Below are 22,167 nucleotides of genomic sequence, written 5' to 3' on the forward strand. Positions count from 1 at the left end.
CGACTTTTTAGCGCGCGACTTCTTTAAGGTAGGCAGTTCGGGCCGCAACGGCAGTCGGCGTGAAATCCGTAAACACACCGTCAACACCGGCGCGGAAAAAGGCCATGTATTCCGCCGCCGGGTTGCCCTTGTAGGCACCTGCCAGGTATTTGGCTTCGTTGCGGAAGGTGAAAATATGCACGAACAGGCCGGCCTTGTGCGCATCGCTGATCAGGCTGGTGGGCTTGAAGGTATCGACCTCGGGCAAGCCGGGGTTATGCGCTGAAGCGGCGGTCAGCGACATTGCTTGCGGCTTCCATGGCCCGATGCCGTCGGCATAGGTCTTGACCTCGGCCAGCCCGGCCGGGGTCAGCATCGCACCAAAGGCGCGTGGGTCGCCGGCGACGGTCCAGCTGTAGGGGCGGCCGCTGACGAAGGTGTTGGGTTTGTCCGTGATGAAAATGGTCTCGCCGGTCTTGAAGTTCACCCCGTTCCCATCCACCAGTTGAACCGCCCTGGATTGCAGGCCGATGGAGCGCAGGTACTTCAGGCTGTTCGGGTCGAAGCTCTGCACGAACACCGGCGCATCTTTGCGATTGAGGTTGTTGTCTTCAAGGGTCTTGAGAAACGCCGCTTCGAACGGATGACTGCCCGGCGCGCCGCAGCCGTTGGCGATGGCCTGGGCATTGTTCCAGATCGGGTTCTTGCTTTCCGGGTAGGTGGTAATCACCCGGCCAGTGGCGGCGCTTTTGGCTTTCGCGATGTCGATCACTTCCTGGAAACTCAGGATCGGCAGCTTGCCGTTGAGTTCGGTCGGGCGCTCGTCGCGGGCGTCGTACGTCGTGCCGCCGATCCATTGCTTGAGTTCGGCCAGGGTGAAATCGCTGATTGACCAGTCGTTGGTATGGTCTTCGCCATCCACGATCAAGGACTTCAACACGGATTTTGGATCGTTGGGGTCAGTCAGATCACTCAGGTACTGGGCCGGGCCATTTTCTGCAGTGGCCGGGTACCTGACGTTAACCAGCACACCCGGCACCGTGCGCTTGCGGCGTGCAACTTCGGGATTGGTCTTCGCGACGTCGCTGATGTTGGTGTTGTCGCTCAACCAGGGATTGTGCCGGGCCACCAATACACAGTCCTTGGTCATGTGCAGGTCCAGCTCCAGCGAATCTGCACCAGCGTCGGCTGCATGCTCGTAGGAGGCCCGGGTTTCTTCCGGGTACAGTCCTGGCAGGCCGCGATGGCCGATAACCAGCGGCGATGCACCGTCCAGGGTTTTGAACGAAGCAGGCGCGACAGGCGCGCTCCTGGTCACACTGTCACACGCGCTCACCGTCAGGCTGCATCCGATAACGATAAAACGGGCAAGCAGGGTTTTTACCGCTGGCGGGCCTGAGCGAGTGTGCATGTGTCGTCCTTCAAGAAGAGGGTAGGGGCGGGGTATCTGCGGATGTTGGCGTTGACGTATGACAGCGTCGTGACAGGAAGTGGCGTGGTGATTTTCCAGCGCGGCGCACCTGGGGTGGAGCAAAAATCTCACTGAATGCTTGACTTCTCCTTTTCAATCAGTAACATACGGCGCATTCCGCGATAGCTCAGTTGGTAGAGCAAATGACTGTTAATCATTGGGTCCCTGGTTCGAGTCCAGGTCGTGGAGCCATACAAGGTTCCAGAGAAGGCTTTCAAAATCTCTGAAACCCCCGAAAAACCCGCCTTCTGGCGGGTTTTTTCATTTTGGCGTTCTGTCGGATTCCGGTGGGTACCAGCCATTTTAAGGGTAGAGTTTGGGATAAAGGTCAGTTCGATAATAGGGAGTACCCTTATGTCGCGCACTACTGCTCCACTCTCCGACGCCGCTTGCCGTTCGGCCAAGCCCACAGACCGCGCCTACAAGCTTTTCGACGGCGACGGCCTTTACCTTCTAGTCCAACCCAATGGCCGCAAAGGCTGGCGTCTCAGATACGTCAAACCTGATGGCCGGGAAGGACTGACCTCATTCGGCAACTACCCCATCGTTGGCCTCGCGGATGCGCGCCGTAAGCGCTTGGAGGTCAAGCGAATGCTGGCGGATGGCATTGACCCCATAGGAGCCAAGAACCTAGCCAAGACGGACGCTCTGATCAAAGGCCGCACCTTTGAAAGCGTTGCCCTCGGCTGGCACACGGAAATGTCAGCCAAGTGGGCACCAGACTATTCCAAGACAGTGATGAATCGCCTCAAAACTCACCTCTTCCCGCTGATCGGCGCCCGCGCCATTGTTGACCTTGATACCCACGACCTGATGCGGCCCCTGGACGCGATTAAGAGGCGCGGAACGATAGACATTGCTTTAAGGGTACAAAACTACCTGCAGAGCATCATGCGCGAGGCAAAGCGCCTCCGGCTTATCACCGTAAACCCTGCTTACGACCTCGTAGGCTCGATCAAAGCCTCGCGAGTCATCCACCGCCCCGCCTTATCCTTATCGCGTTTGCCTGAATTGCAGGAACGGATCGACACTTATAAAGGCCGCGCACTTACCCGGCTGACGGTCTTGCTGTCGCTGCACGTGTTTGTACGCTCCAGCGAGCTGCGCTTCGCCCGCTGGAGCGAGTTCGACCTCAAACGTGGCGTCTGGGAAATACCCGACACGCGACCAGCGTTGGAAGGCGTACCCTTTTCCACAAGGGGTACGAAGATGGCAGGCGATATCCATCTTGTACCCTTATCGCCGCAAGCGATCGCCCTGCTCGAACAGATCTACGCAATCACAGGCAAATTTGACTTGGTGTTCGCAGGCGATACCAAATCTTGGAAACCAATGTCCGAAAACACGGTGAACAGCGCGCTTCGGAAGATGGGGTACGACACCAAATCCGAGATCTGTGGGCATGGGTTTCGTTCGATGGCCTGCAGCGCACTGATCGAGTCAGGTTTGTGGACAGACACAGCCATTGAGCGGCAGATGAGCCACAAGGAACGCAACAACGTCCGCGCCGCGTACATCCACAAGGCCGAGTTCATCGAAGAGCGCAGGCTGATCATGAACTGGTGGAGTCGCTACCTTGAGGCTAATCAGCAGAAGCATGTCAGCCCACGCGAATTCGCCAATCAGACGGGTGGGAATGTCACTCGCCTAAAAGCAAAACGTGGCGCAACTGAGTAAGCGCTCGGTCCTCATATCTCAGTGATCCGCTTTGTCCACGCGGGTCCATCCAAATAGGGCTGCAAAGCCGCCCTGTTTGGATGGACCTCCCTTAAAAAATCTAAAGCCCATATAGCTATCTGTGGAAAACCACCGATTTCCGCCGGTGAATAATTTCATCCACCACCGCAGAGCTCCGGAAAATTCGAGCCTTGACCCAAATTATCCACTTTGCCCGTCTCTTTCTCCCGGAAAGAGACGGGCACTCCTACCACTGCTGCAGCCCACCTCGTACAAGGCTTTGCGGCATTCCCCCTCGTGACAATCGGCGCGACAAACACCGAAGTCACCAGCAACAGCGATGCAGATGATGGTGCCGCAGCCCACGGAATGGACTGCACCTGACTGACAGTCAGGCATGCCCCAGTCATCGCATCACTGCCTTCACCCGACTCAGGATCTCGCGCATTGGTCTCGTCAGCCAGCGCAGCTTCCGCCCGCCCACTTCTTCGGAAGTGCTCAGGAGGCTAGATCATGAGATGCCCAAGCTCACGGTCGTAAAGAGCCGCCAGTCCCGCGTTAGTGGACAACCCTCACAGGTCGCAGGGGCCTTGATCCCTGATAACACTCAACATTCTTGGCGGGATGACGTGGGGACAGTTTTAAAAGTTTTGGCTTCGAGAGGACTTCTATCATGGCACTGGTGGGCAGGCGAGATGGACGCAATTTTGGCTATGGTCGGCAGTTGAGCTATGCCGGGCCGCAAGCGCTCAAAGACCTATTTGGCGGCGGACATTACGGCACGGTCAAGGCACACAGTGATCGGTGGCAGGCGTTTGTGCGCTGGTGTCGGTCGGAGGATGGGCTAGGGTTTAACGATGCGCGGCAGATAGATCGCCAAACCTTGCTGGACTACACCGGACATCTGCGCCAACAAGTTGGACAAGGTGAGCTGGCTATCGCCACTGCGCAAAACCGGTTGTCCAGTGTGAATCGAACCATGGCCGCGCTTCGCGGTGATCAGTATGTGAAAGTGCCGAGCCCGAGTGAGGCGCTGGGAATGCGACGCACCACTGTTCGTCGTTCAGTGCCGCAAGGCCAAGACCGCGAACAGGTGAAGCGGATCGTCGACGTGCTCTGCGAACACCAAATGCCGCGCGCGGCGGCGATCGCTCAGTTGGCACGAGCCACCGGCATGCGCTTACGCGAGGTCATATTGGCGGACCTACCGCGTTTAAAACGTGAGGCCGAACACTACGGCAAGATGAACATCCAGGATGTCACCAAAGGTGGCCGCTCAGGTGCGTCGGCCCCTCGCTGGATCACGGTGAACGATCAAATCCGCGGCGCTCTGGCATTCGCCCATCATGTCTCGCCTGACGGTAGCCACAACCTGTTAGCACCGCACGAAAGTTATCTGGACTTCACACAGAGCTCCGTCCGCCCCGTTCGAGACCTCCTCCATACGCACGAACTCAAAGGCTTTCACGACTTGCGGGCGGCCTATGCGTGTGAACGCTATGAACAGATCACCCATCATCTCGCGCCCATCAACGGTGGCCGCTGCTATCAGCTCGACCGACGGTTAGATCAGGAGGCCCGAGTACAAATCAGCGATGAACTCGGGCACGGCCGTATCGACGTGGTGTCGGCTTACATTGGCGGTCGAACATGAGCAAGGCATTCGATATGGAGCTGTTCCTGGCCGGCGTTCTGACCGGATCGCATTCCACACGCCAACGCCACCTTCGTCAGGCGGAGGCTATCCAAACAGCAATCGCTGAGCGATGGCAGCGCGACAACCCATGGACTTGGCAGAGAAAACACCTTGCGTGGTTTTTAAAGCACCACCTAAACCAGCGCACTGACTCGACGCGTTATTACTATTTGCTGACCATGCAATTACTCACTTATCGACTAGGAAAATCCTGGCAGTTCAACCGCTAAGCGAAGGTCAGAAAACAGCCAATAACCGTCACTCCGCTGCAAAATCTCCCTTCTCCATTCTTTGGAAAAAACTCAGCCTAAGCGGATATCGTGGTTCGTGCTGCACGGTAAAAATTCATGTGAGCTTAAGCAGGGAAGGACTACACTAGCGGAGTTGTATCAATTTATTACGAAGCAAGAAGTCGGTCTAACTCTGACGCGGTCGCGCCACTGTGGTCGGCTCATTGCCGAAAGCCAGACCTTTCTTCGATCCTTACCACCGTCAACGGGACGCGAAATCCCAGGAGGTTTTCGTGGCTTATACCGCTGCAACTGATACCGACATCTCCATCCCTACCATTCCTCTGGGTGAAGTGCTGCCTTGGGCAATCTTCGGTGGCCTGCTGCTAATGCTCGCGATCTACTTCGTCGGCGCCGAACAAGGCGCCACGGCGGTATTCAAAGGCATGTACGTGCACGAGTTCGTACACGATAGTCGTCATCTTCTGGGTTTCCCCTGCCACTGATTTCTTGAGGTATTTCACATGACTGGTCGTTTACTCGTCAGGGGCATGCTTGTCGGTCTAATTGCAGGCCTTCTGGCATTTGGATTCGCCAAAGTGTTTGGTGAGCCACAGGTGGACAAGGCGATTGCTTTCGAAGAAAGCATGGCGCATATGCACGGTGACGCCGAGGAAGAGGAGGAACTGGTTAGCCGCGACGTGCAGGGCAGCGCTGGCCTGCTAACTGGCGTTGTCGTGTACAGCGTATCGCTGGGCGGCATCTTCTCGCTGGTTTTCGCCTACGCGTTGGGTCGCATTGGCCGTGTCGGGCCTTGCGGTCTGGCAGCACTGCTGGCACTGACCGCGTTCGTGGCGGTGTTTCTTATTCCTGGCCTGAAGTATCCGCCGAATCCGCCTTCGGTTGGTAACCCAGACACAATCGGATTGCGCACTCAACTGTTCTTCCTGATCATGCTGGTGTCTGTGATCGGCGCCGTGATTTCGGTCAATGTGGGCCGCAAGCTGATCGGCCAAAACGGCATCTGGAGTGGCGCCATCAGTGGTGTCGCGCTTTATCTAGTCATCGTATCGGTCGCCGCTTACTTGTTCCCAACGATCAATGAGGTGCCAGACAACTTCTCTGCGGTACTGCTGTGGAAGTTCCGTACGGCGTCGTTAGGTATCCAGATCGTACTGTGGACTAGCCTAGGACTGATTTTCGGCAAGGTTGCCGAGTTGGCCCTATACCCATCTCGCAAGGCTGTAGGCGTCTAATTTGCTTTAACGCAGCATAAAGGAGTGGTTTGTGGCCACTCCGGTTACGCAGAAAAACGCTCGTCGCTCAAACTGCGCCATGCGCCGCCAGGTTGCGATACTGCCCTTTGAAATACAGCAATGGCTGTTCGGTATCAGCTTTTTGCAGATCCAAAGCTTTCACCTCACCAATCACGATCACGTGATCACCCGCGATATACTCGGCGTGAATCTCACAATCGAGCCAATGCAGGCTGCCATCGATGACCGGATTGCCCAGCGGCGATTCCTGCCATTCGATTCCCTGCCATTTATCCGTGCCTCGGCGAGCGAACTGGTTGGAAATCCCGGCCTGCTCACCGGACAAAATATTGACTGCGAACCGACCTGCGTCGCGAATCTTCGGATAGCTGGCCGAACTGCGCATGACGCTGAACGACACCAACGGCGGGTTCATCGAAACGCTATAGAACGACTGACAAGTAAAGCCAATCGGCTCATCACCGGTGTGCGATGTGATCACCGTAATACCGGAGGCGTAATGCCCGAGCGCCTCACGAAAGCTCACGGGCTCGATGGCAATAGCTGTAGCATTGGTAGCGGCAGTGAGTGACATCGCAGTTCCTAGTTCGACAGCTCTTTCCGAATGATCTCTGCGCCTGCACTCAACGCATTCAACTTGCCCCTTGCCACCTGACGAGGCAACGGAGCCATGCCGCAGTTGGTGCATGGATAGAGCTTGTCGGCATCGACGAACTGAAGTGCCTTGCGCAGGGTATTGGCAACCTCCTCGGGCGTCTCGATAGCATGGTTTGCCACATCAATGGCCCCCACCATTACTTTTTTGCCCCGAATGAGTTCGATCAAATCCATAGGGACGTGAGAGTTATGACATTCCAGCGAGACGATATCGATGCTGGATTTCTGCAACTTGGGGAACGCCTCTTCATATTGGCGCCATTCCGAACCAAGCGTTTTCTTCCAATCGGTGTTGGCCTTGATGCCGTAGCCGTAGCAAATATGCACGGCGGTTTCGCATTTAAGCCCTTCGATGGCTCGCTCCAAGGTGGCTACACCCCAGTCATTCACTTCGTCGAAGAACACGTTGAATGCGGGCTCATCGAACTGGATGATATCTACCCCGGCAGCCTCCAGCTCTCTGGCCTCCTGATTGAGAATCTTCGCAAATTCCCAAGCCAGTTTTTCACGGCTTTTATAGTGAGCATCGTAGAGGGTATCGATCATGGTCATTGGGCCAGGTAGGGCCCACTTGATCGGCTGCTTCGTCTGCTGGCGCAAAAATTTGGCGTCTTCGACGAACACCGGCTTTCTCCGAGCAACCGCACCTACAACCGTCGGCACGCTGGCATCGTAGCGATCTCGAATCCGGACGGTTTCACGATTCTCAAAATCGACACCTTCGAGATGCTCGATGAAGGTCGTCACAAAGTGCTGACGAGTCTGTTCGCCATCACTGACGATATCGATACCGGCCAGCTGTTGCTCCTGCAATGAGAGGCGCAGAGCGTCTTGTTTACCTTCAACTAGTTCTTCATCCTGCAATTTCCAGGGTGACCAAAGCGTTTCAGGTTGTGCAAGCCAGGAAGGTTTAGGCAGGCTACCAGCGGTCGAAGTAGGCAACAGTTTTTTCATTAAAAATGACCTTGATTTAAATTATTAAAGCGCGCAGCTAACAGACCACTGATCAAGAATGGCTTGATATGGCTTGATGAATTGTTCTTCGGCAAACTTTCCCTGTTCGGCAGCCAGTCGGCTACGCTCTTCTCGATCATAAACAATTCGAGTCAATGAGTAGTCCTGATGCTTCAAACTAGGCTGATAGAACTTTCCAGCTACGGAGTTCGCATTGTAAATCTCAGGACGGTAGATTTTCTGGAACGTATCCATTGTACTGATGGTGCCAATCAACTCAAGATCGGTGTAATCACCGAGCAAATCCTCTGAGAAGTAGAAAGCCAGTGGCGCAGCACTGTTCGGCGGCATGAAATAACGAACCTTCAAGCCCATTTTCCTGAAATACTCATCTGTCAAAGAGTACGCATCTTGCTGGTACTCAAAGCCCAGGACAGGGTGCTGGTTCTCGGTTCGCAGGTATGTCCGGGTACTTGATACGCTCAGGCAGATGACAGGTGGCTTGTCGAAATGATCTTTGTAAGCGCTTGAGTTGACGAAGCACTTAAACAGTTTGCCGTGCAAATCGCCAAAGTCATCTGGGGTGCTGAACTCCGACTGGTTCTTGTTGTGCTCCAGCAGTCTCACACTGAAGTCATAGTCTCGCACGTAGGATGAGAAATTATTACCTACAATGCCATTGATGCGTTCATTGGTTTTTCGATCAACAATGGTTGTCTTCAAAATCTCAATTAACGGAATAGGTTGGCCGCAACCTTCAGGATCAATTTTCATTTCAGCGGAGATAATGTCCAACTCGACCGCGTAACGATCACTGGTCGGATTATCCCAGTGCGCCAAAGCATTAAATCGATTGTCAATCATCTTTAAAGTGTTACGCAAATTCTCCTGACGACTCTCTCCTCTTGCTAAATTAGCAAAGTTGGTCGTAATGCGCGTATTGTCTGAGGGAAAGTAGTTTTCATCAAAACAAATTTTCTTGATAGCAAATGTGAATTCATTGTTCATCGTGACCTGCACCTATATTTTTGACAAGCCTGAACTGGCGCATTGCCTCTTTCAGCTTTGATCAACATTCTCTTCCTTCGCTCGACGGCCTGTAGATCAGCCACAGTGAAGTGCTGCACGCATTTTAAGCAGGCAGGCTACATGAACAAAAACGAATTGATTTCAAAAGAATATTAGTCACGCTCATGATGGCGTGTAGGCGCAGCGGTGAGGTCATCGTGGAGGCCCCTGTCGATCACCCCGTATACATCTGCATCGAGCAACCGTTGACGTCCTTCTTTTTGATACGTGTGAAAAACGTCGCTATGTACCAGAATATCCTGTGCTCGCACGTAAAAATACTCATGCTAGGCGATAGTGACCCGGCCATATCTGCGCGCTACCTGGTAGCGATTCTGCTTGACCGCTTCGATAACTAAAGGCGCTATCAGTTGTCTGGTCGATCCTGAATGCTCAATTCTCGGCTCATGCGCCTGCTGCTCTTTCGATTTCATTCGGATGCTTTTCCAGACTGCCTGGAATCGGCAGCAAACCAGTGTGGCCAGGAACTACGATGTCTACTGCCCAGCTCAACGCACGGAATCAAGCGATCTGCGAGAACTGGAAACTGACCTACTGACTTGGCGGTACGGTACTTCACACTGTGTACGCACTCCCGATCCCCGAACTCGCAACGGTTGAGTTGAGTGCCGCCGCAGGGGCCATTGGCCAATCCTTTCGGACATGTTTCGGGACAGACATACAGCGTATCCTCAAGACGACACTGCCCGCAGGTGTTGCAGCCCATCACGGGACGTTTCAGATTTCGCTCCAATTGGTGCAACCATCGTTACCCCGTAGCGGAAGACCATACAGAGCGCTGTACGCTCCAGCCGAAAGCCTTGCTGAGCCCCGTGGTTCGACTGAAAAGGTGAGAATGGAAGGCCGACAATACGTGGTAGCGAAACGTTTCTTTCAGAGTCGCCTTCACGCTGGATTCGCCCCGATACCAATTGCCTCCAATGGGGTTAAAAGTGACTGCAACGTTGGCCATCCAAGTGCCAACTAGCTTCCCAAGCTGGCTGCCACTGTTTCAGGGAATCGATTTGGCTGACCCAAATGGAAATCCGCTGTTCCAACGCTACAAGCTCATCTGGCGTGTGGACACCGGACAGGTGGATTCCGGCATATCCCATCAACCGCAAGCCGACGATCTGGAGAGCCAAGCGATCAATGCAGCGCAAGTGTGCATGATCCTCTGAGATAGCTGCCTCAGCAGCCAGCGCTTTAAGCATAGAGGGGCTGATCACGATGCCAGGTACGCTGAAGCATGTTGGCGCGTTGCGGGGTTAACCCCATCACGCAAGCCAGAAGTGGCTTAGGCCTGTCCTGTTCAGCCATCCAAGCAAGCGCTTCCAAGTGCTTCTGGGTGTCGAAGCCGAGTTGTACAGTGAGAAAATCGGCACCCGCAGCAAGCTTCTTTTGTGCCTTGAGGTACTGGGCGCCGCCTTCCTCCTCGCAATATTTAAATGGATTGAGCGCAGCGCCCAACAGCCAGTCCGGGCGAGCCGCACGAACGATTTGCAGCGCGGGCACCGATTCGAGATAACGCACCGGGCGCTGGCCAGGCTCACGTCCTGACAATCGGTCGCCACTGATGAGCAGCAGCTGATTTACACCCAGGTTTTCCAGCCTGTCCAGTTGTGCCAACAGGTCGGAACGCTCGCGGTCTTTTCCAGAAAAATGAATGAGCACCGGAATTGGGCGTTTGAAAGCAGCACATGCGTCCACAGGGCCCACATCCAGGTTACCGCCAACACGGTCTGCCACGGCGGCGACGAGCGGCCACTCGTGAAGCCGTGCATGCTCCATGAGAGCCTCAAAAGCAGCAAAACGCTCCGATGATGGTTTGGGCACAAACTCAACGACGCAAGTGAATACGCCATCGTGCAGTGCTTCTTTCAACACACTCATGTTTTATCCGTATCGGAGAGATCTCATCATTCAGCCGCACATCCTCATCGGCTCCAGTGACGACATAAAGTGAGGAATTTTCCTTTTGCATATGAGTGCCGTTTCTGGCCGGTTACCTACCAACCGAGCCATCATCACGGTCATCCCCGTAATACTTCACGCCGATACGGATGATGTCTCGCCCTTGATCCTTGCGATGGTGATTGGTGTCTCGCAGTGAGTAGATACAGCCGCAGTATTCTTGTTGATAGAAACGCTCACGCTTGCTGATCTCGATCATCCGTGCCGAACCGCCCGCCTTGCGCCAGTTGTAATCCCAATAGCTGACTCCAGGATATTTCTGCGCGCTGCGGATACCGCTATCAGTGATCTGCTTCATATCCTTCCAACGAGAAATCCCTAGCGAGCTGCTGATCACGCTGAATCCATGCTCAAAGGCATACAGGGCCGTACGTTCAAAACGCATGTCAAAGCACATGGCGCAACGTACGCCGCGTTCAGGTTCATGCTCCATCCCTTTAGCACGAGCGAACCAGTTGTCGGTGTCATAGTCGGCATCCACAAACGGCACGTTGTGGTCTTCGGCAAAACGGATGTTCTCGTCCTTGCGCAGCAGGTACTCGCGTGCAGGGTGAATGTTCGGGTTGTAGAAGAAAATTGTGTAGTCGATCCCCGATGCCGTGATCGCTTCCATCACCTCTCCAGAGCAGGGAGCACAGCAAGAGTGGAGGAGCAGCTTATCGGCTCCATTCGGCAAGGTGAGTTGAGGTCGATCTACCGTTGTCATCGCGAGTTCTCAGCGGGATTTCCAGGTTCACAGTCGCCTCCCATACACGGAAATACGAGGAGGATTAACCCCTGAGAAGCAGGCGACTGCAATTCGTTTATCTCTAGACCCATTGTCGTCAATTAATCTATGGTGAGACAAACTAATTTTAGTCTATGACAACTCAAATTTTATTCATGATCATGATCGATATTCGTCATCTTAAAACCGTACAAACCATGCGTGACACCAACAGTCTGGTGGAGACGGCTGAGCGTTTGAACCTGACGCAGTCAGCCATTTCCCATCAGCTCAAAGAGCTGGAGGAGCGGATGGGTATGACATTGTTCGCGCGCAAGACCAAACCGATGCGCTTTACCAGTGCGGGTCTTAGATTGCTCAGGCTGGCGGATGAAGTGCTTCCATTGATGAGGGAAGCTGAGCGCGATTTCAGCCGGTTAGCGGGAGGCTCTGCTGGGCGTTTGCACCTGGCAATTGAGTGTCATAGCTGCTTCCAGTGGCTGATGCCAGCCATTGACGCCTTCAGGACCTCATGGCCTGAGGTGGAGATGGATCTGGCATCAGGTTTTTCATTCGCGCCGCTTCCAGCTTTAGCCCGAGGGGATCTGGATCTGGTCGTGACCTCCGATCCGATAAACCTGAGTGGCGTTACCTATGTGCCGCTGTTCATGTATGAAGCATTGCTGGCCGTGGATAACCATCATTCACTGGTTGGGAAAAGTATTATTCTGCCAATGGACTTGAAGCCCTTCACGTTGATCACCTATCCCGTCGACCGAGACCGGCTCGACATCTTCACTCGTTTCCTTGACCCCGCCGATGTCGAACCGCTCAACATACGAACCTCAGAAATGACCGTGATGATGATGCAACTCGTCGCATCTGGTAGAGGGATTTGCTGCCTACCAAACTGGGCCGTGCACGAATACACGTCTCGTGGATATGTCACAGCTCGACGCCTGGGCGACAAAGGCCTATTTCCCACTCTATTCGCTGCGGTGCGTACGGACATGCTGACCACACCCTACATGAGGGATTTTCTGCTGACGGCGAAAGACACATCATTCTCGACTCTAGAGGGCATCAGTCCCATTCGGGAATAGTCCTCCTGAATCGTAACCGTGGTGGTAGAGCCAGTTTGCTTCCCTAAGTTTCTACTTTGGGTCGATTGTTGCCGTTACTCAATGGTACCTTCTGGCCGACTCTTGCCCGTCGCGACCGGCAAAGAACGGCCAATTTCTGCCCATCGCAATCGTCAGCTTTGGGTTGCTCACTGCCGGTCACCTTCTCTACGAGTATCGGTCAAGTCGGATGCAAAAGATGGTCAGCATCAATGCCATTGATTAGCCGGCAGGAATGCAAACCACGAATCAAAACCTGTCGAAATTCAGGACGTCTTTTTCAATACCTAAACCACCCAACTAAAGTCCGTTTCTGACTGACACAGTGATCACGAGGAACGAACTACTGCACTGATCGGTAGGCGGGACGGACGCAACTGCCGTGCTCATGGGGATCCAAAGAGTTCGTATAAAATCCGGGCTTAATAAGGATAACCTTAGGGATAAATATTTTATAAGTCGACATAATTTACTTTTAAAACAGATGCTTAATCTTCTATTCGAGTCCAGGTCGTGGAGCCAGATAGTAAAAAAGCCTGCAGCGATGCAGGCTTTTTTTTGCCTGGAATTTGTCCCGGACACTCGATTCAGGCGTGCCCTCGAAACAGGCGATATTCGGATGGCATGCACACCGCACAAGGACGAAATCCCGCGGCGATAGCCGTCGCTTCATCGAGAAAAAACACGCGATTTTTCACGTAGCCGCCACGCGCAATGGCTCGCAGCGCCGCACGACAGTCGAGCTTTCCATAGCGCTTGCCGCCTCGGTGGCCGCCCAGCGTTCCCGGCTCGAGGCTTGGGTAGGGTTTTGCATCTGCGCCCATCAGCATCCACATGTTTTTGTCAGCCATCGCCTGTCCTCCTGCCGTAGCAGCCTGCGGTACCTCCGCCATGTATCGCCGATCAGATCGGGTAACACACCCGGTTTCTTGCTTTTTTTATCACTCAAAAAGGCTCAAAGTCGGGCACGCTATCCATTTCTGCTTTTCGACAGGATTCGAACATGTCAAAACTTCCCGAAACGTCCAACGATCCCTACCAATGGCTTGAAGACGTCGACGGCTCGCGTTCACTGGACTGGGTACGCGCCCAGAACCTCAAGACCGAAGACCGGCTCGCCCGCTCCGACAGCTTCAAGCAGATCAAGGCCGATGTGCTGGAGATACTGGACTCGGACAGCAACATCCCCTACGTCGATAAGGTCGGCGCCTATTACTACAACTTCTGGATGGACGCCGCCCACCCGCGGGGCCTGTGGCGTCGCACCACGCTGGCGGAGTACCGCAAGCCCCAGCCTGCCTGGGAAACGTTGCTGGACCTTGACGCACTGAACGCCGCCGAGGGCGAAAACTGGGTGTGGCACGGTGCTGATTTCTTGCGCCCGGACTACCAGCGCTGCCTGCTGGCGCTGTCCCGTGGCGGCGCCGATGCGAATGTCACCCGCGAGTTTGATCTGGCCAGCAAGACCTGGGTCGAAGACGGCTTCCAGTTGCCCGAGTCCAAGGGCGGCCTGGGCTGGATCGACCGTGACAACGTCTATGTCTATACCGATTTTGGTGAAGGGTCGATGACCCGTTCCGGTTACCCGCGCATCGTCAAGCAGTGGCAGCGCGGTACGCCGTTGAGTGCCGCCAGTCTTGTCTATGAAGGCGCGCTGGATGATATGTACATCGCGGCGATGCACGACGACACGCCCGGCTACGAGCGTGACTTCGTCAGCCGCACGCTGGCGTTCTACAACAACGAGCTGTACCTGCGGGGCAGCGACAACCAATTAAGCAAAATCGACGCGCCGAACTCAGCGGAAAAGTCGGTGTACAAAGACTGGCTGCTGCTGGAACTGCGGGAGGACTGGACGCTTGATGAAGTGTTTGTGGCCGGCTCGTTGCTGGCGATCCGGTTTGATCGCTTCATGGCAGGCCAGCGGGATTTCGAGGTGCTGTTCACCCCTGCGGACAGCACCTCGCTGGCAGGGTTTTTCTGGACGTTGAATCACCTGGTGCTGAACGTACTGGATCACGTCAAGAACCGCCTCAGCGTCCTCACTCCCGGCGCGAACGGCTGGCAGCACAGCCCGTTCACCGGGGCGCCGAGCATGGGGACGGTGGATGCCAGCGCAGTGGACAGCGACGACAGTGATGCCGTCTGGCTGGTGACCACTGACTACCTGACGCCGACCACCTTGTCGCTGGCCGAGATCGGTGATCCGCCCGAGGTACTGAAAACCCTGCCGGCCTTTTTCGATTCCAGCCAGCACGTGATCGAGCAGCACTTTGCGGTCTCCAGGGACGGCACTCGTGTGCCGTATTTCCTGGTGCTCGGCAAAGACCTGCCGCGCAACGGCACGGCGCCGACCTTGCTCTATGGTTACGGCGGCTTTGAATACTCCCTGACCCCGTATTACTCCGGTAAGGCAGGCCGCGCCTGGCTTTCGAAGGGCGGGGTGTACGTGGTTGCCAACATTCGCGGTGGCGGTGAATACGGCCCGCGCTGGCACCAGGCCGCACTCAAGCAGAACCGTCCGCGTGCCTACGAAGATTTTGCCGCAGTGGCCCGTGACCTGATCGACCGCGGGGTTACTTCGCCCCGACATCTGGGCGCGGAGGGTGGCAGCAACGGTGGTCTGTTGGTCGGCAATATGCTTACTCAATACCCGGAACTGTTCGGTGCAATCGTCTCCCAGGTGCCCTTGCTCGACATGCAGCGCTATCACCTCCTGTTGGCCGGGGCGTCGTGGATGGGGGAATACGGCAACCCGGACTTACCTGAAGAGTGGGCGTACATCCAGACGTTTTCTCCATACCACCTGTTCGATCCGGCGAAGGCCTACCCACCGGTGTTTTTCCTGACCTCGACCCGCGATGACCGGGTGCATCCAGCCCACGCCCGCAAGCTGGCGGCGAAGATGATCGAGGCCGGCAAGGACGTGACGTACTACGAAAATATCGAAGGTGGGCACGGCGGGGCGGCAGACAATGCACAGGCTGCGCATATGAGTGCGCTGGTCTACAGCTTTTTGTGGGAGAAGTTGAGTTCTAATCGGGACTGAGTGTTGCCAGCCTTAATTGCTGGTACGCCTGCACCAATTGGTCGAGCGTAAACCCAAGGTTCCTGCCGCTGGGATTGGGCAGAACCCACACCGCCGCACACCCCAGGGTGTGCGGTTGAAGTCCCCAGGCAATCTGCTTCTGCCCGCTCAACGCGCTATAGGCGGCTTTTCCCAGAAACGCCACATACCGTGGCGCATAACGTGCGATCTTGCGTTCAAAACCCGCCGCCGCCGCCCTGAATTCATCCGCCGACAACTGGTCCGCCCGGGCCGTAGGCCGCTCCACCACCGTGGTCAGCCCGCATTGGTATTGCAGGATCGTGCGGTCGTTCTCCGGCTGCACTTCATGGGGCGTAAACCCGGCCAGGTGCAGCGTGCGCCAGAACCGATTGCTCCTGCCCATGAAGTGATGCCCGGTGGTGGCGGCCTTCAGCCCCGGGTTTATCCCGCAGAAAATCACGGCCAGGTGCTCGGCCAGAATGTCTTCCAGTCCTTCACTCATCCGCAGATGACCTGCACGGCGTTGCGCGCCAGGGTGATCAATTCGGCGTGGGGCTTGCCCGCCCGTGCACGAATCGAAAAGCTGTGCACCAAAGACGCGGCGAGGACGGCGACGGCTGCCGGGTCTGCACCACCTTTCAACTCACCGGCCTCGATGGCCGTGCGCAAGCGGGTTTCGAGATGGGCGTCGAGTGCGTCGAGGCGCTGCAAAAGCACGGCGCGAATCTCCGCATCCTCCACCGCTTCAGTGGTTGCGGTGCCGATGATAAAGCAGCCCCGTGGCTCGCCATCCCCCGAAAAGTAGATCGACAACTGGCCTTCATATAAGCGCATCAACGCCTCTGCGAGGGTCAGGCTCGGGTCGTCCAGCGCCTCGTCGATGGCGGCAGAAGCGAGACCCCAATACTGCTCAAGTGCCTTGAGGTAGATCGCGTGTTTGTCGCCGAACGCGGCGTACAGGCTTGGCCTGTTCATCCCGGCGGCGGTGGCGATGCTGTCCAGTGAGGCGCCGGAATAGCCGGTGCTCCAGAACACCCCGAGGGCTTTTTGCATTGCCGTTTCGGGGTCGTAGGCCCGTGGGCGGCCACGGCCTTTTGCCTCTGTGATCTTTTTTTGTGCCATGGCGTACAAAAATCCTTGAGTAGAGGTGGGTGGGTCGATATTCTTACATCATCGCACAAAATTAAGGCCTCAGAAATCCCGGGCTCAGCAAAGGTGATTCGATCATGAGCAATGCGTTGGAAAACACGACCCGCACCCCCTGGCGTTCACTGTTGATGGTGGGCTTTCCGGTACTCATTGCAGCGGCCGGGTATGTGTATTACCTCAAGGATGCGCCGTACGTATCCACCGATAACGCGTATGCCCGAGTGGCGAAGGCGTCGATCAATGCGCGGGTATCCGGGCAGGTCGTGGAGATCGCCGTGGAAGACAACCAGTCGGTACACAAGGGGCAGGTACTGCTGCGTATCAACCCCGAGCCGTTCCAGGTCGCGGTCGAGCGTGCGCAGGCGCAATTGAGCGTGGCGCGCCTGCGGATTGAAGGCCTCAAGGCCAGCTACCGGCAACAGCAGGCAGAGTTGCAGGCGGCCAAGGAATCGGCGGGTTTCGACCAGAAGGAGTTCGCCCGCAAAAAGGCCCTGGTGGCCACCGAGTTCGTGTCCCAGGCCGTGTTCGAACGGGCCGATACCGACCTGAAAGTCGCCCGGCAACGCGTGGCGTCCGTCGAGCAGCAGATCGCCAATACGGTGGTGGCGCTGAACGGCAATCCCGACATCGAAATCGACCGACACCCGGCGATTCGCGAGGCCCAGGCGCAGCTCGACGAGGCGCAACTCTACCTCTCGTACGCGACGGTCTATGCCCCCGACGACGGCGTGGTGGCCAAGGTGGATGACGTGCAGGTCGGCGATTATCTGAACAGCGGCGCGCCGGCCTTCGCCTTGCTGTCGCCCCGTCGCACCTGGGTCGAAGCCAACTTTCGCGAAACCCAGATGACCCATATGCGAGCCGGTCAGCAGGCAACCATCAAGCTCGACACCTACCCGGATCATCCCTTCAAGGCGCACATCACCAGCCTGAGCCCGGGCGCCGGTGCCGACTTCGCGCTGCTGCCGCCGGAAAACGCCACCGGCAACTGGGTCAAGGTGGTGCAGCGGGTGCCGGTGCGCCTGGAACTGGACGAGGCCAACGCGGACTTGCCGCTGTTCTCCGGCACCAGCGCCACGGTGACGGTTGATATCAGGACCGGCCCATGAACGGCGCACGTACTCTCCGGTTTGCGGCGTTGCTGGTGACCTGGTTGCAGGCGGTCAACGTGTCGCTGCCGAACTCGGCCCTGCGGTTTGTGCAGGGCAGTTTGTCGATGACGGATGACGAGGCGGGGTGGATCTTCACGTCGTACCTGGCGGCCAGCGCGATTACATTGCCGGTGGCTCAGTGGCTTGCTGCGCGCTTCGGCGTGAAGGCGGTTTACCAGGCGGCGATGCTGATCTTCGCCCTCGGCCTGCTGCTCGCGACACAGGCCACCACCTCACTGCAATTCGTCGGCGCGCGGATCATCCAGGGGGCTGCCAGCGGCGTGTTGGCGCCGCTGTCGATGGCCATCGCCCTGGAGACATTGGCCCCGACGCAACGGCCAAAATTCGGCCCGTCATGGACGGCGATCGGGTTGCTGGGGATTGTCAGCGGCCCGGCGATTGGCGGCTGGATCAGCGAGCATTTCGGCTGGCGCTGGATGTTCTACGCCAGCCTGCCGCTGTTGGCGTACACCTTCTTGATCGTGGCGATGTTGCAGCAGGAGAAGAAAGCCAACAGCGCTGCTGCGTTTGATTTCGCAGGCTTCGCCAGCTTCACCCTCGGCGTGATCGGCCTGCAAATGGTCCTCGACCGTGGCCAGCGCCTGGAGTGGTTCGACTCGCCCGAGATCTGGCTGGAAGCCGCCACCAGTGCCCTGGGGTTCTACCTGTTCGCAATGCACCGGTTCACCTCGAGCACACACTTCATCAGCAAGGGGTTGTTGCGCGACCGCAACTTCGTGCTGTCGACCATCCTGTTCTTCGCCGTCGGTTTCGTGCTGCTGCCGACCATGGCGATGACCTCGCCGATGCTGGATGAACTGCTGGGCTTCCCGCCCGACACCACAGGCTTCCTCACCATCCCCCGTGGCGTGGGGCTGCTGGGTGCGTTCTGGCTGATGAACAAGGTGCCTGCGCATCTCGACGGCCGCCCATTTGTGGTCGCCGGGATCGCCGTGGTGATCTACGCCAACCACTCGATGCTCGGCTATTCACCCTTGATGGACGGCTGGCCGGTGGCAGTGGCTGGCGCAATCCAGGGCGCGGGCCTGGGCCTGCTGATGCCGGCGCTTTCCCGGGTGGCGTTCAGCACCCTCGACCCGACGTTGCGCCCCGAAGGCAGTGGGCTGTTCAACCTGTCCCGCGTCTACGGCAGCACCCTGGGTGTGGCGGTGGTGCAGTGGTTCTTCTTCAACAACACCCAGGCGATGCACGTGGCGCTGGCCGGCCACCTGACTGTGCATTCGGTCCCCGCATCGACGCCCCTGGCGGGATTCGCCGCGCTGAACGAAGCCATCACCGGCCAGGCCGCCTTCATCGCGGTGGTCGGCCAATTCAAGATTCTGCTGTGGGCAATGCTGGTGGTGAGCCCGCTGGTGCTGCTGCTGCGTAAACCTGTCACGACCCACTAGTTTTCCGGAGTGTGCGTAATGAAATCCCATGGGCTTGTTATCACGGCCGTCATGACCCTGTCCGCGTGTTCGGTTGGCCCGGACTATAAGGCGCCGTCCGTTACCGCTTCGCCGCACTATGACGTGCAGGCTGAGCAGCACGTTTCCTTCAGTCAGAAGGTCAGCGTCGACTGGTGGTCGATCTTTCATTCCGAAACGCTCGACAGCGTGATGCGCCGGGCGATTGCCGGCAACCTTGAGCTGACGGCAGCGGACGCGACGTTGCGTCAGGCCGCCGCTTCGGTGGCTGCGGCCGAGGGTGCACTTTTCCCGCAGGTGGATTTCGCCGCGCAAGCGGGCCGCCAGCGCGTGCACAACGCCGCGCGGCCAGCGGTGACGAACTTCTATGGCGTCGGGCCGCAGGTCAGTTTCGACCTCGACGTATTCGGCGGCAATCAGCGCCGGGTCGAACAACAGCAGGCATTGGCCGATTTCCAGCAGCATCGCTTCGAGGCGGCGTACCTGACGCTGACGGGCGACGTCGCCAGCCAGGCGTTGCTGATGGCCTCGGCCAACGCGCAGATGGAAGCGGTGCAGACCTTGCTCGCCACCGACGCGAAAAACCTCGAACTGGTGCGCGCGGCGCAACACAGCGGCACGACGACGCAGCTCGATGTCTCCCTGGCCGAAACGCGACTGGCGCAGGACCGCACCCTGTTGCCGCCACTCGCCCAGCAGCGCGATGCGGCGCGGCATGCGCTGTCGATCCTGGCGGGCAAGGGCCCGGCGGATTGGCGCGCACCGGATTTCGAACTGGCTGGATTTGCCTCGGCCACCACGCTGCCGGTCAGCTTGCCGTCCGAACTGGCCCATGACCGCCCGGACGTGCTGCAAGCCGAAGCCGAATTGCATGCGGCCAGCGCGGCGGTCGGCGTGGCCACCGCCAATCTCTATCCCCGTGTGGAGTTGTCCGCGTCACTGGCCCAGGCCGCGTCGGGCAATGGTGGTGCGGCGCTGTGGGGTTTTGCCGCCGGGTTGGCGGGGCCGATCTTCGATGGCGGAACTCTCAAGGCAGAGCGCCAGGCCGCCGTGGAGGGTTACAACGCCGCGCTCGCCAACTATCAGCAGACCGTCATCAAGTCCTTCGGCCAGGTCGCAGACACCTTGCAGGCGATCAACCACGACGCCGAGGAGTACCAGGCACAGACCGCCGCGCTACAGGCCGCCGCCAACAGTTTGCGCCTGAACCAGCAGGCCTATGGGGCAGGGGAGAGCGGGCTGTTGCAAGTGCTGGAGGCACAACGCGCCTATGAGCAGGCCCTGCTCGGGCAGATCCGGGCGAGCACCGCCCAACATCTCGACACCGTGCGGTTGTTCGTGGCGCTCGGTGGTCGCTCGGTCAACGATTTCAAACGCTAGTGGAGCAAACACATGAGCTATTACGATGCACTTCGCGATACCCGTTTTTCTTTGCAGCATGGTTCGGGCGCGATGCCGGCGGTGGGGTTCGGGACGCTGTTCAGGGATTTGACGGCCACCACCCAGGCGGTCACGCAAGCGTTGGAGGCGGGCTTTCGCCATTTCGATTGTGCGGAGCGTTATGGCAACGAAGCGCAGGTCGGCGCGGCGATTCACGATGCGGTGGCGGCCGGTAAAGTCCGGCGCGAGGACCTGTTCATCACCACCAAGCTGTGGAACAACAACCATCGGCCCGAGCGTGTGGTGCCGGCGTTCGAAGCCAGTTGCCGCCGGCTTCAGGTGGAGGTGATCGACTGCTACATGATCCATACGCCGTTTGCGTTTTTGCCGGGTGACGAGCTGCACCCACGGGATGCGTTTGGGCATGTGTTGTATGACTCGGGGGTGACGTTGATCGAGACGTGGCGGGTGCTTGAGCGTCTGGTGGATGAGGGGCGTTGCAAGTCCATCGGGGTGTCGGATATCAGCCTGGAAACGCTGCGGGAGTTGGTGGCGGTGGCGCGGATAAAACCTGCGGTGGTGCAGGTTGAGTCACACCCTTATCTGCCGGAGTGGGAGCTGTTGGAGTTTTGCAGGCAGCATGGGATTGTGGTGTTGGCGTTTGCGCCGTTGGGGCATGGGATGAGGCCGCGGGTGCTGGATGAACCGGTGATTACCGGGATTGCACGGCGGGTGCAGAAGACGCCGGCTCAGGTTGCGTTGGCGTGGTCGGTGCAGCGTGGGGTGGCGTTTTTGACCTCGTCGGTGACGCCGGCGCGGATACGGGAGGATGCGGATATTTCTACGTTGCCGCAGGTGGCGATGCGTGAGATTGAGCAGGACATTACGACCCGGGTTCGGTTTAATCCGGTGATGGATACTGGGGTGTTGGGGTTTATTTCGCGGGAGAAGTGTTGAGTTTGGCCGGGGGAGGGGGGTACATATCCGTTATTTAGGTTATGGCTACTTATGGTTTCGCTCTTATAGCGAGTCACTTTGCAAAAGCGGCAGGGGGCAGTTAGATCAAGATCAAAAGTAAGAGCACGGCTGCCTGAGAGCCGACCTGAGTGTTAAAAGCAAAGGCAAAAGCTGCTTTTCTGTAGGAGCTGGCTTGCCGGCGATGCAGACAACTCGGTGGAATCAGACACACCGAGGTGATGCC

Annotated in this window: 19 protein-coding genes, 1 tRNA gene, 1 pseudogene and 1 riboswitch; of the genes and pseudogenes, 12 read left to right on the top strand and 9 right to left on the bottom strand. The window is 57.3% G+C overall.

Translation table 11 applies throughout. The features are described from left to right. Positions 1-7: 7 nt before the first annotated feature. Positions 8-1,390, bottom strand: a complete 1,383-nt coding sequence (locus HX814_RS02275) for a glycerophosphodiester phosphodiesterase family protein (protein ID WP_177009482.1) — start codon at positions 1,388-1,390, stop codon at positions 8-10. Between the two features lie 176 nt (positions 1,391-1,566). Between HX814_RS02275 and HX814_RS02280 the strand changes: the two genes are divergently transcribed. From HX814_RS02280 to HX814_RS02305, 6 genes are all read left to right on the top strand, one after another. Beyond that, positions 1,567-1,642, top strand: a tRNA-Asn gene (locus HX814_RS02280). A 162-nt stretch (positions 1,643-1,804) separates the two neighbouring features. Further along, positions 1,805-3,127 carry an integrase arm-type DNA-binding domain-containing protein gene (locus HX814_RS02285; RefSeq protein WP_177009481.1) on the top strand — a complete coding sequence of 441 codons (1,323 nt, stop codon included), beginning with the start codon at positions 1,805-1,807 and terminating at the stop codon, positions 3,125-3,127. Between the two features lie 673 nt (positions 3,128-3,800). Beyond that, the gene (locus HX814_RS02290; RefSeq protein WP_087692950.1) at positions 3,801-4,781 is read left to right on the top strand and encodes an integrase domain-containing protein; all 981 of its coding nucleotides are present in this window, start codon (positions 3,801-3,803) and stop codon (positions 4,779-4,781) included. Beyond that, positions 4,778-5,053: a hypothetical protein gene (locus HX814_RS02295; RefSeq protein ID WP_087692949.1), complete on the top strand. Its 276-nt coding sequence runs from the start codon at positions 4,778-4,780 to the stop codon at positions 5,051-5,053. The genes HX814_RS02290 and HX814_RS02295 overlap by 4 nt, the downstream gene beginning before the upstream one ends. A 156-nt stretch (positions 5,054-5,209) precedes the next feature. Beyond that, positions 5,210-5,345: riboswitch (adenosylcobalamin (AdoCbl) riboswitch) on the top strand. Between the two features lies 1 nt (position 5,346). Beyond that, on the top strand, positions 5,347-5,559 hold the full coding sequence (locus tag HX814_RS31395; RefSeq protein WP_087692948.1) for a CbtB-domain containing protein: 213 nt from the start codon (positions 5,347-5,349) through the stop codon (positions 5,557-5,559). An 18-nt stretch (positions 5,560-5,577) separates the two neighbouring features. Further along, the gene (locus HX814_RS02305; RefSeq protein WP_087692947.1) at positions 5,578-6,309 is read left to right on the top strand and encodes a CbtA family protein; all 732 of its coding nucleotides are present in this window, start codon (positions 5,578-5,580) and stop codon (positions 6,307-6,309) included. A gap of 67 nt (positions 6,310-6,376) precedes the next feature. Here HX814_RS02305 and HX814_RS02310 read toward each other — a convergent pair whose 3' ends face one another. From HX814_RS02310 to HX814_RS02330, 5 genes and pseudogenes are all read right to left on the bottom strand, one after another. After that, positions 6,377-6,904: a flavin reductase family protein gene (locus tag HX814_RS02310; protein WP_177009480.1), complete on the bottom strand. Its 528-nt coding sequence runs from the start codon at positions 6,902-6,904 to the stop codon at positions 6,377-6,379. A gap of 8 nt (positions 6,905-6,912) precedes the next feature. Beyond that, positions 6,913-7,941, bottom strand: a complete 1,029-nt coding sequence (locus HX814_RS02315; RefSeq protein WP_087692945.1) for a methionine synthase — start codon at positions 7,939-7,941, stop codon at positions 6,913-6,915. A gap of 24 nt (positions 7,942-7,965) precedes the next feature. Then, a complete protein-coding gene (locus tag HX814_RS02320) occupies positions 7,966-8,949 on the bottom strand; it encodes a DUF1852 domain-containing protein (RefSeq protein ID WP_087692944.1) in 984 nt (327 codons plus the stop codon). A gap of 490 nt (positions 8,950-9,439) precedes the next feature. Continuing rightward, positions 9,440-10,902 (bottom strand): annotated as a pseudogene (locus HX814_RS02325) (methylenetetrahydrofolate reductase C-terminal domain-containing protein). Positions 10,903-11,014: 112 nt separating this feature from the next. After that, positions 11,015-11,689, bottom strand: a complete 675-nt coding sequence (locus HX814_RS02330) for an epoxyqueuosine reductase QueH (RefSeq protein WP_087692942.1) — start codon at positions 11,687-11,689, stop codon at positions 11,015-11,017. Between the two features lie 182 nt (positions 11,690-11,871). On the opposite strand from HX814_RS02330, the gene HX814_RS02335 reads away from it, so the two are divergent. After that, a complete protein-coding gene (locus tag HX814_RS02335; RefSeq protein ID WP_087692965.1) occupies positions 11,872-12,792 on the top strand; it encodes a LysR family transcriptional regulator in 921 nt (306 codons plus the stop codon). A gap of 605 nt (positions 12,793-13,397) precedes the next feature. On the opposite strand, the gene HX814_RS02340 is transcribed toward HX814_RS02335, so the two are convergent. Beyond that, positions 13,398-13,661 carry an Ada metal-binding domain-containing protein gene (locus HX814_RS02340; protein ID WP_003216523.1) on the bottom strand — a complete coding sequence of 88 codons (264 nt, stop codon included), beginning with the start codon at positions 13,659-13,661 and terminating at the stop codon, positions 13,398-13,400. Between the two features lie 152 nt (positions 13,662-13,813). Here HX814_RS02340 and HX814_RS02345 point away from each other — a divergent pair, with 152 nt between their 5' ends. Continuing rightward, positions 13,814-15,859: a prolyl oligopeptidase family protein gene (locus HX814_RS02345; protein WP_177009479.1), complete on the top strand. Its 2,046-nt coding sequence runs from the start codon at positions 13,814-13,816 to the stop codon at positions 15,857-15,859. On the opposite strand, the gene mug is transcribed toward HX814_RS02345, so the two are convergent. Continuing rightward, entirely contained in the window at positions 15,846-16,361 is a 516-nt protein-coding gene (gene mug / locus HX814_RS02350; RefSeq protein ID WP_003216518.1) for a G/U mismatch-specific DNA glycosylase, read from the bottom strand. The genes HX814_RS02345 and mug overlap by 14 nt on opposite strands. Further along, positions 16,358-16,981, bottom strand: coding sequence for a TetR/AcrR family transcriptional regulator (locus HX814_RS02355; RefSeq protein ID WP_177015378.1), 624 nt, complete (start codon positions 16,979-16,981; stop codon positions 16,358-16,360). Before HX814_RS02355 ends, mug begins: the two co-directional genes overlap by 4 nt. A gap of 104 nt (positions 16,982-17,085) precedes the next feature. Between HX814_RS02355 and HX814_RS02360 the strand changes: the two genes are divergently transcribed. Genes HX814_RS02360 through HX814_RS02375 form a run of 4 tightly spaced genes read left to right on the top strand, consistent with a single transcriptional unit; the run spans position 17,086 to position 21,923 of the window. Beyond that, positions 17,086-18,117 (top strand): HlyD family secretion protein, encoded by a 1,032-nt coding sequence (locus HX814_RS02360; RefSeq protein ID WP_087692937.1) that lies wholly within the window; start codon positions 17,086-17,088, stop codon positions 18,115-18,117. Beyond that, complete coding sequence (locus HX814_RS02365; protein WP_177009478.1) at positions 18,114-19,568, top strand: MFS transporter; 1,455 nt, start codon at positions 18,114-18,116, stop codon at positions 19,566-19,568. The genes HX814_RS02360 and HX814_RS02365 overlap by 4 nt, the downstream gene beginning before the upstream one ends. Before the next feature lie 18 nt (positions 19,569-19,586). Then, positions 19,587-20,966: an efflux transporter outer membrane subunit gene (locus tag HX814_RS02370; protein ID WP_177009477.1), complete on the top strand. Its 1,380-nt coding sequence runs from the start codon at positions 19,587-19,589 to the stop codon at positions 20,964-20,966. Positions 20,967-20,978: 12 nt separating this feature from the next. After that, positions 20,979-21,923, top strand: coding sequence for an aldo/keto reductase (locus tag HX814_RS02375; RefSeq protein ID WP_177009476.1), 945 nt, complete (start codon positions 20,979-20,981; stop codon positions 21,921-21,923). Positions 21,924-22,167 lie beyond the last annotated feature (244 nt).

The sequence above is a fragment of the Pseudomonas sp. C8002 genome, from assembly GCF_013385765.1.
Classification (GTDB): domain Bacteria; phylum Pseudomonadota; class Gammaproteobacteria; order Pseudomonadales; family Pseudomonadaceae; genus Aquipseudomonas.

What these genes read in the sequence shown, in the direction of transcription:
- HX814_RS02275 (WP_177009482.1), bottom strand. Translation starts at nt 1,390, where the DNA reads ATGCACACTCGCTCAGGCCCGCCAGCGGTAAAAACCCTGCTTGCCCGT.
- HX814_RS02285 (WP_177009481.1), top strand. Translation starts at nt 1,805, where the DNA reads ATGTCGCGCACTACTGCTCCACTCTCCGACGCCGCTTGCCGTTCGGCC.
- HX814_RS02290 (WP_087692950.1), top strand. Translation starts at nt 3,801, where the DNA reads ATGGCACTGGTGGGCAGGCGAGATGGACGCAATTTTGGCTATGGTCGG.
- HX814_RS02295 (WP_087692949.1), top strand. Translation starts at nt 4,778, where the DNA reads ATGAGCAAGGCATTCGATATGGAGCTGTTCCTGGCCGGCGTTCTGACC.
- HX814_RS02305 (WP_087692947.1), top strand. Translation starts at nt 5,578, where the DNA reads ATGACTGGTCGTTTACTCGTCAGGGGCATGCTTGTCGGTCTAATTGCA.
- HX814_RS02310 (WP_177009480.1), bottom strand. Translation starts at nt 6,904, where the DNA reads ATGTCACTCACTGCCGCTACCAATGCTACAGCTATTGCCATCGAGCCC.
- HX814_RS02315 (WP_087692945.1), bottom strand. Translation starts at nt 7,941, where the DNA reads ATGAAAAAACTGTTGCCTACTTCGACCGCTGGTAGCCTGCCTAAACCT.
- HX814_RS02320 (WP_087692944.1), bottom strand. Translation starts at nt 8,949, where the DNA reads ATGAACAATGAATTCACATTTGCTATCAAGAAAATTTGTTTTGATGAA.
- HX814_RS02330 (WP_087692942.1), bottom strand. Translation starts at nt 11,689, where the DNA reads ATGACAACGGTAGATCGACCTCAACTCACCTTGCCGAATGGAGCCGAT.
- HX814_RS02335 (WP_087692965.1), top strand. Translation starts at nt 11,872, where the DNA reads ATGATCGATATTCGTCATCTTAAAACCGTACAAACCATGCGTGACACC.
- HX814_RS02340 (WP_003216523.1), bottom strand. Translation starts at nt 13,661, where the DNA reads ATGGCTGACAAAAACATGTGGATGCTGATGGGCGCAGATGCAAAACCC.
- HX814_RS02345 (WP_177009479.1), top strand. Translation starts at nt 13,814, where the DNA reads ATGTCAAAACTTCCCGAAACGTCCAACGATCCCTACCAATGGCTTGAA.
- mug (WP_003216518.1), bottom strand. Translation starts at nt 16,361, where the DNA reads ATGAGTGAAGGACTGGAAGACATTCTGGCCGAGCACCTGGCCGTGATT.
- HX814_RS02355 (WP_177015378.1), bottom strand. Translation starts at nt 16,981, where the DNA reads ATGGCACAAAAAAAGATCACAGAGGCAAAAGGCCGTGGCCGCCCACGG.
- HX814_RS02360 (WP_087692937.1), top strand. Translation starts at nt 17,086, where the DNA reads ATGAGCAATGCGTTGGAAAACACGACCCGCACCCCCTGGCGTTCACTG.
- HX814_RS02365 (WP_177009478.1), top strand. Translation starts at nt 18,114, where the DNA reads ATGAACGGCGCACGTACTCTCCGGTTTGCGGCGTTGCTGGTGACCTGG.
- HX814_RS02370 (WP_177009477.1), top strand. Translation starts at nt 19,587, where the DNA reads ATGAAATCCCATGGGCTTGTTATCACGGCCGTCATGACCCTGTCCGCG.
- HX814_RS02375 (WP_177009476.1), top strand. Translation starts at nt 20,979, where the DNA reads ATGAGCTATTACGATGCACTTCGCGATACCCGTTTTTCTTTGCAGCAT.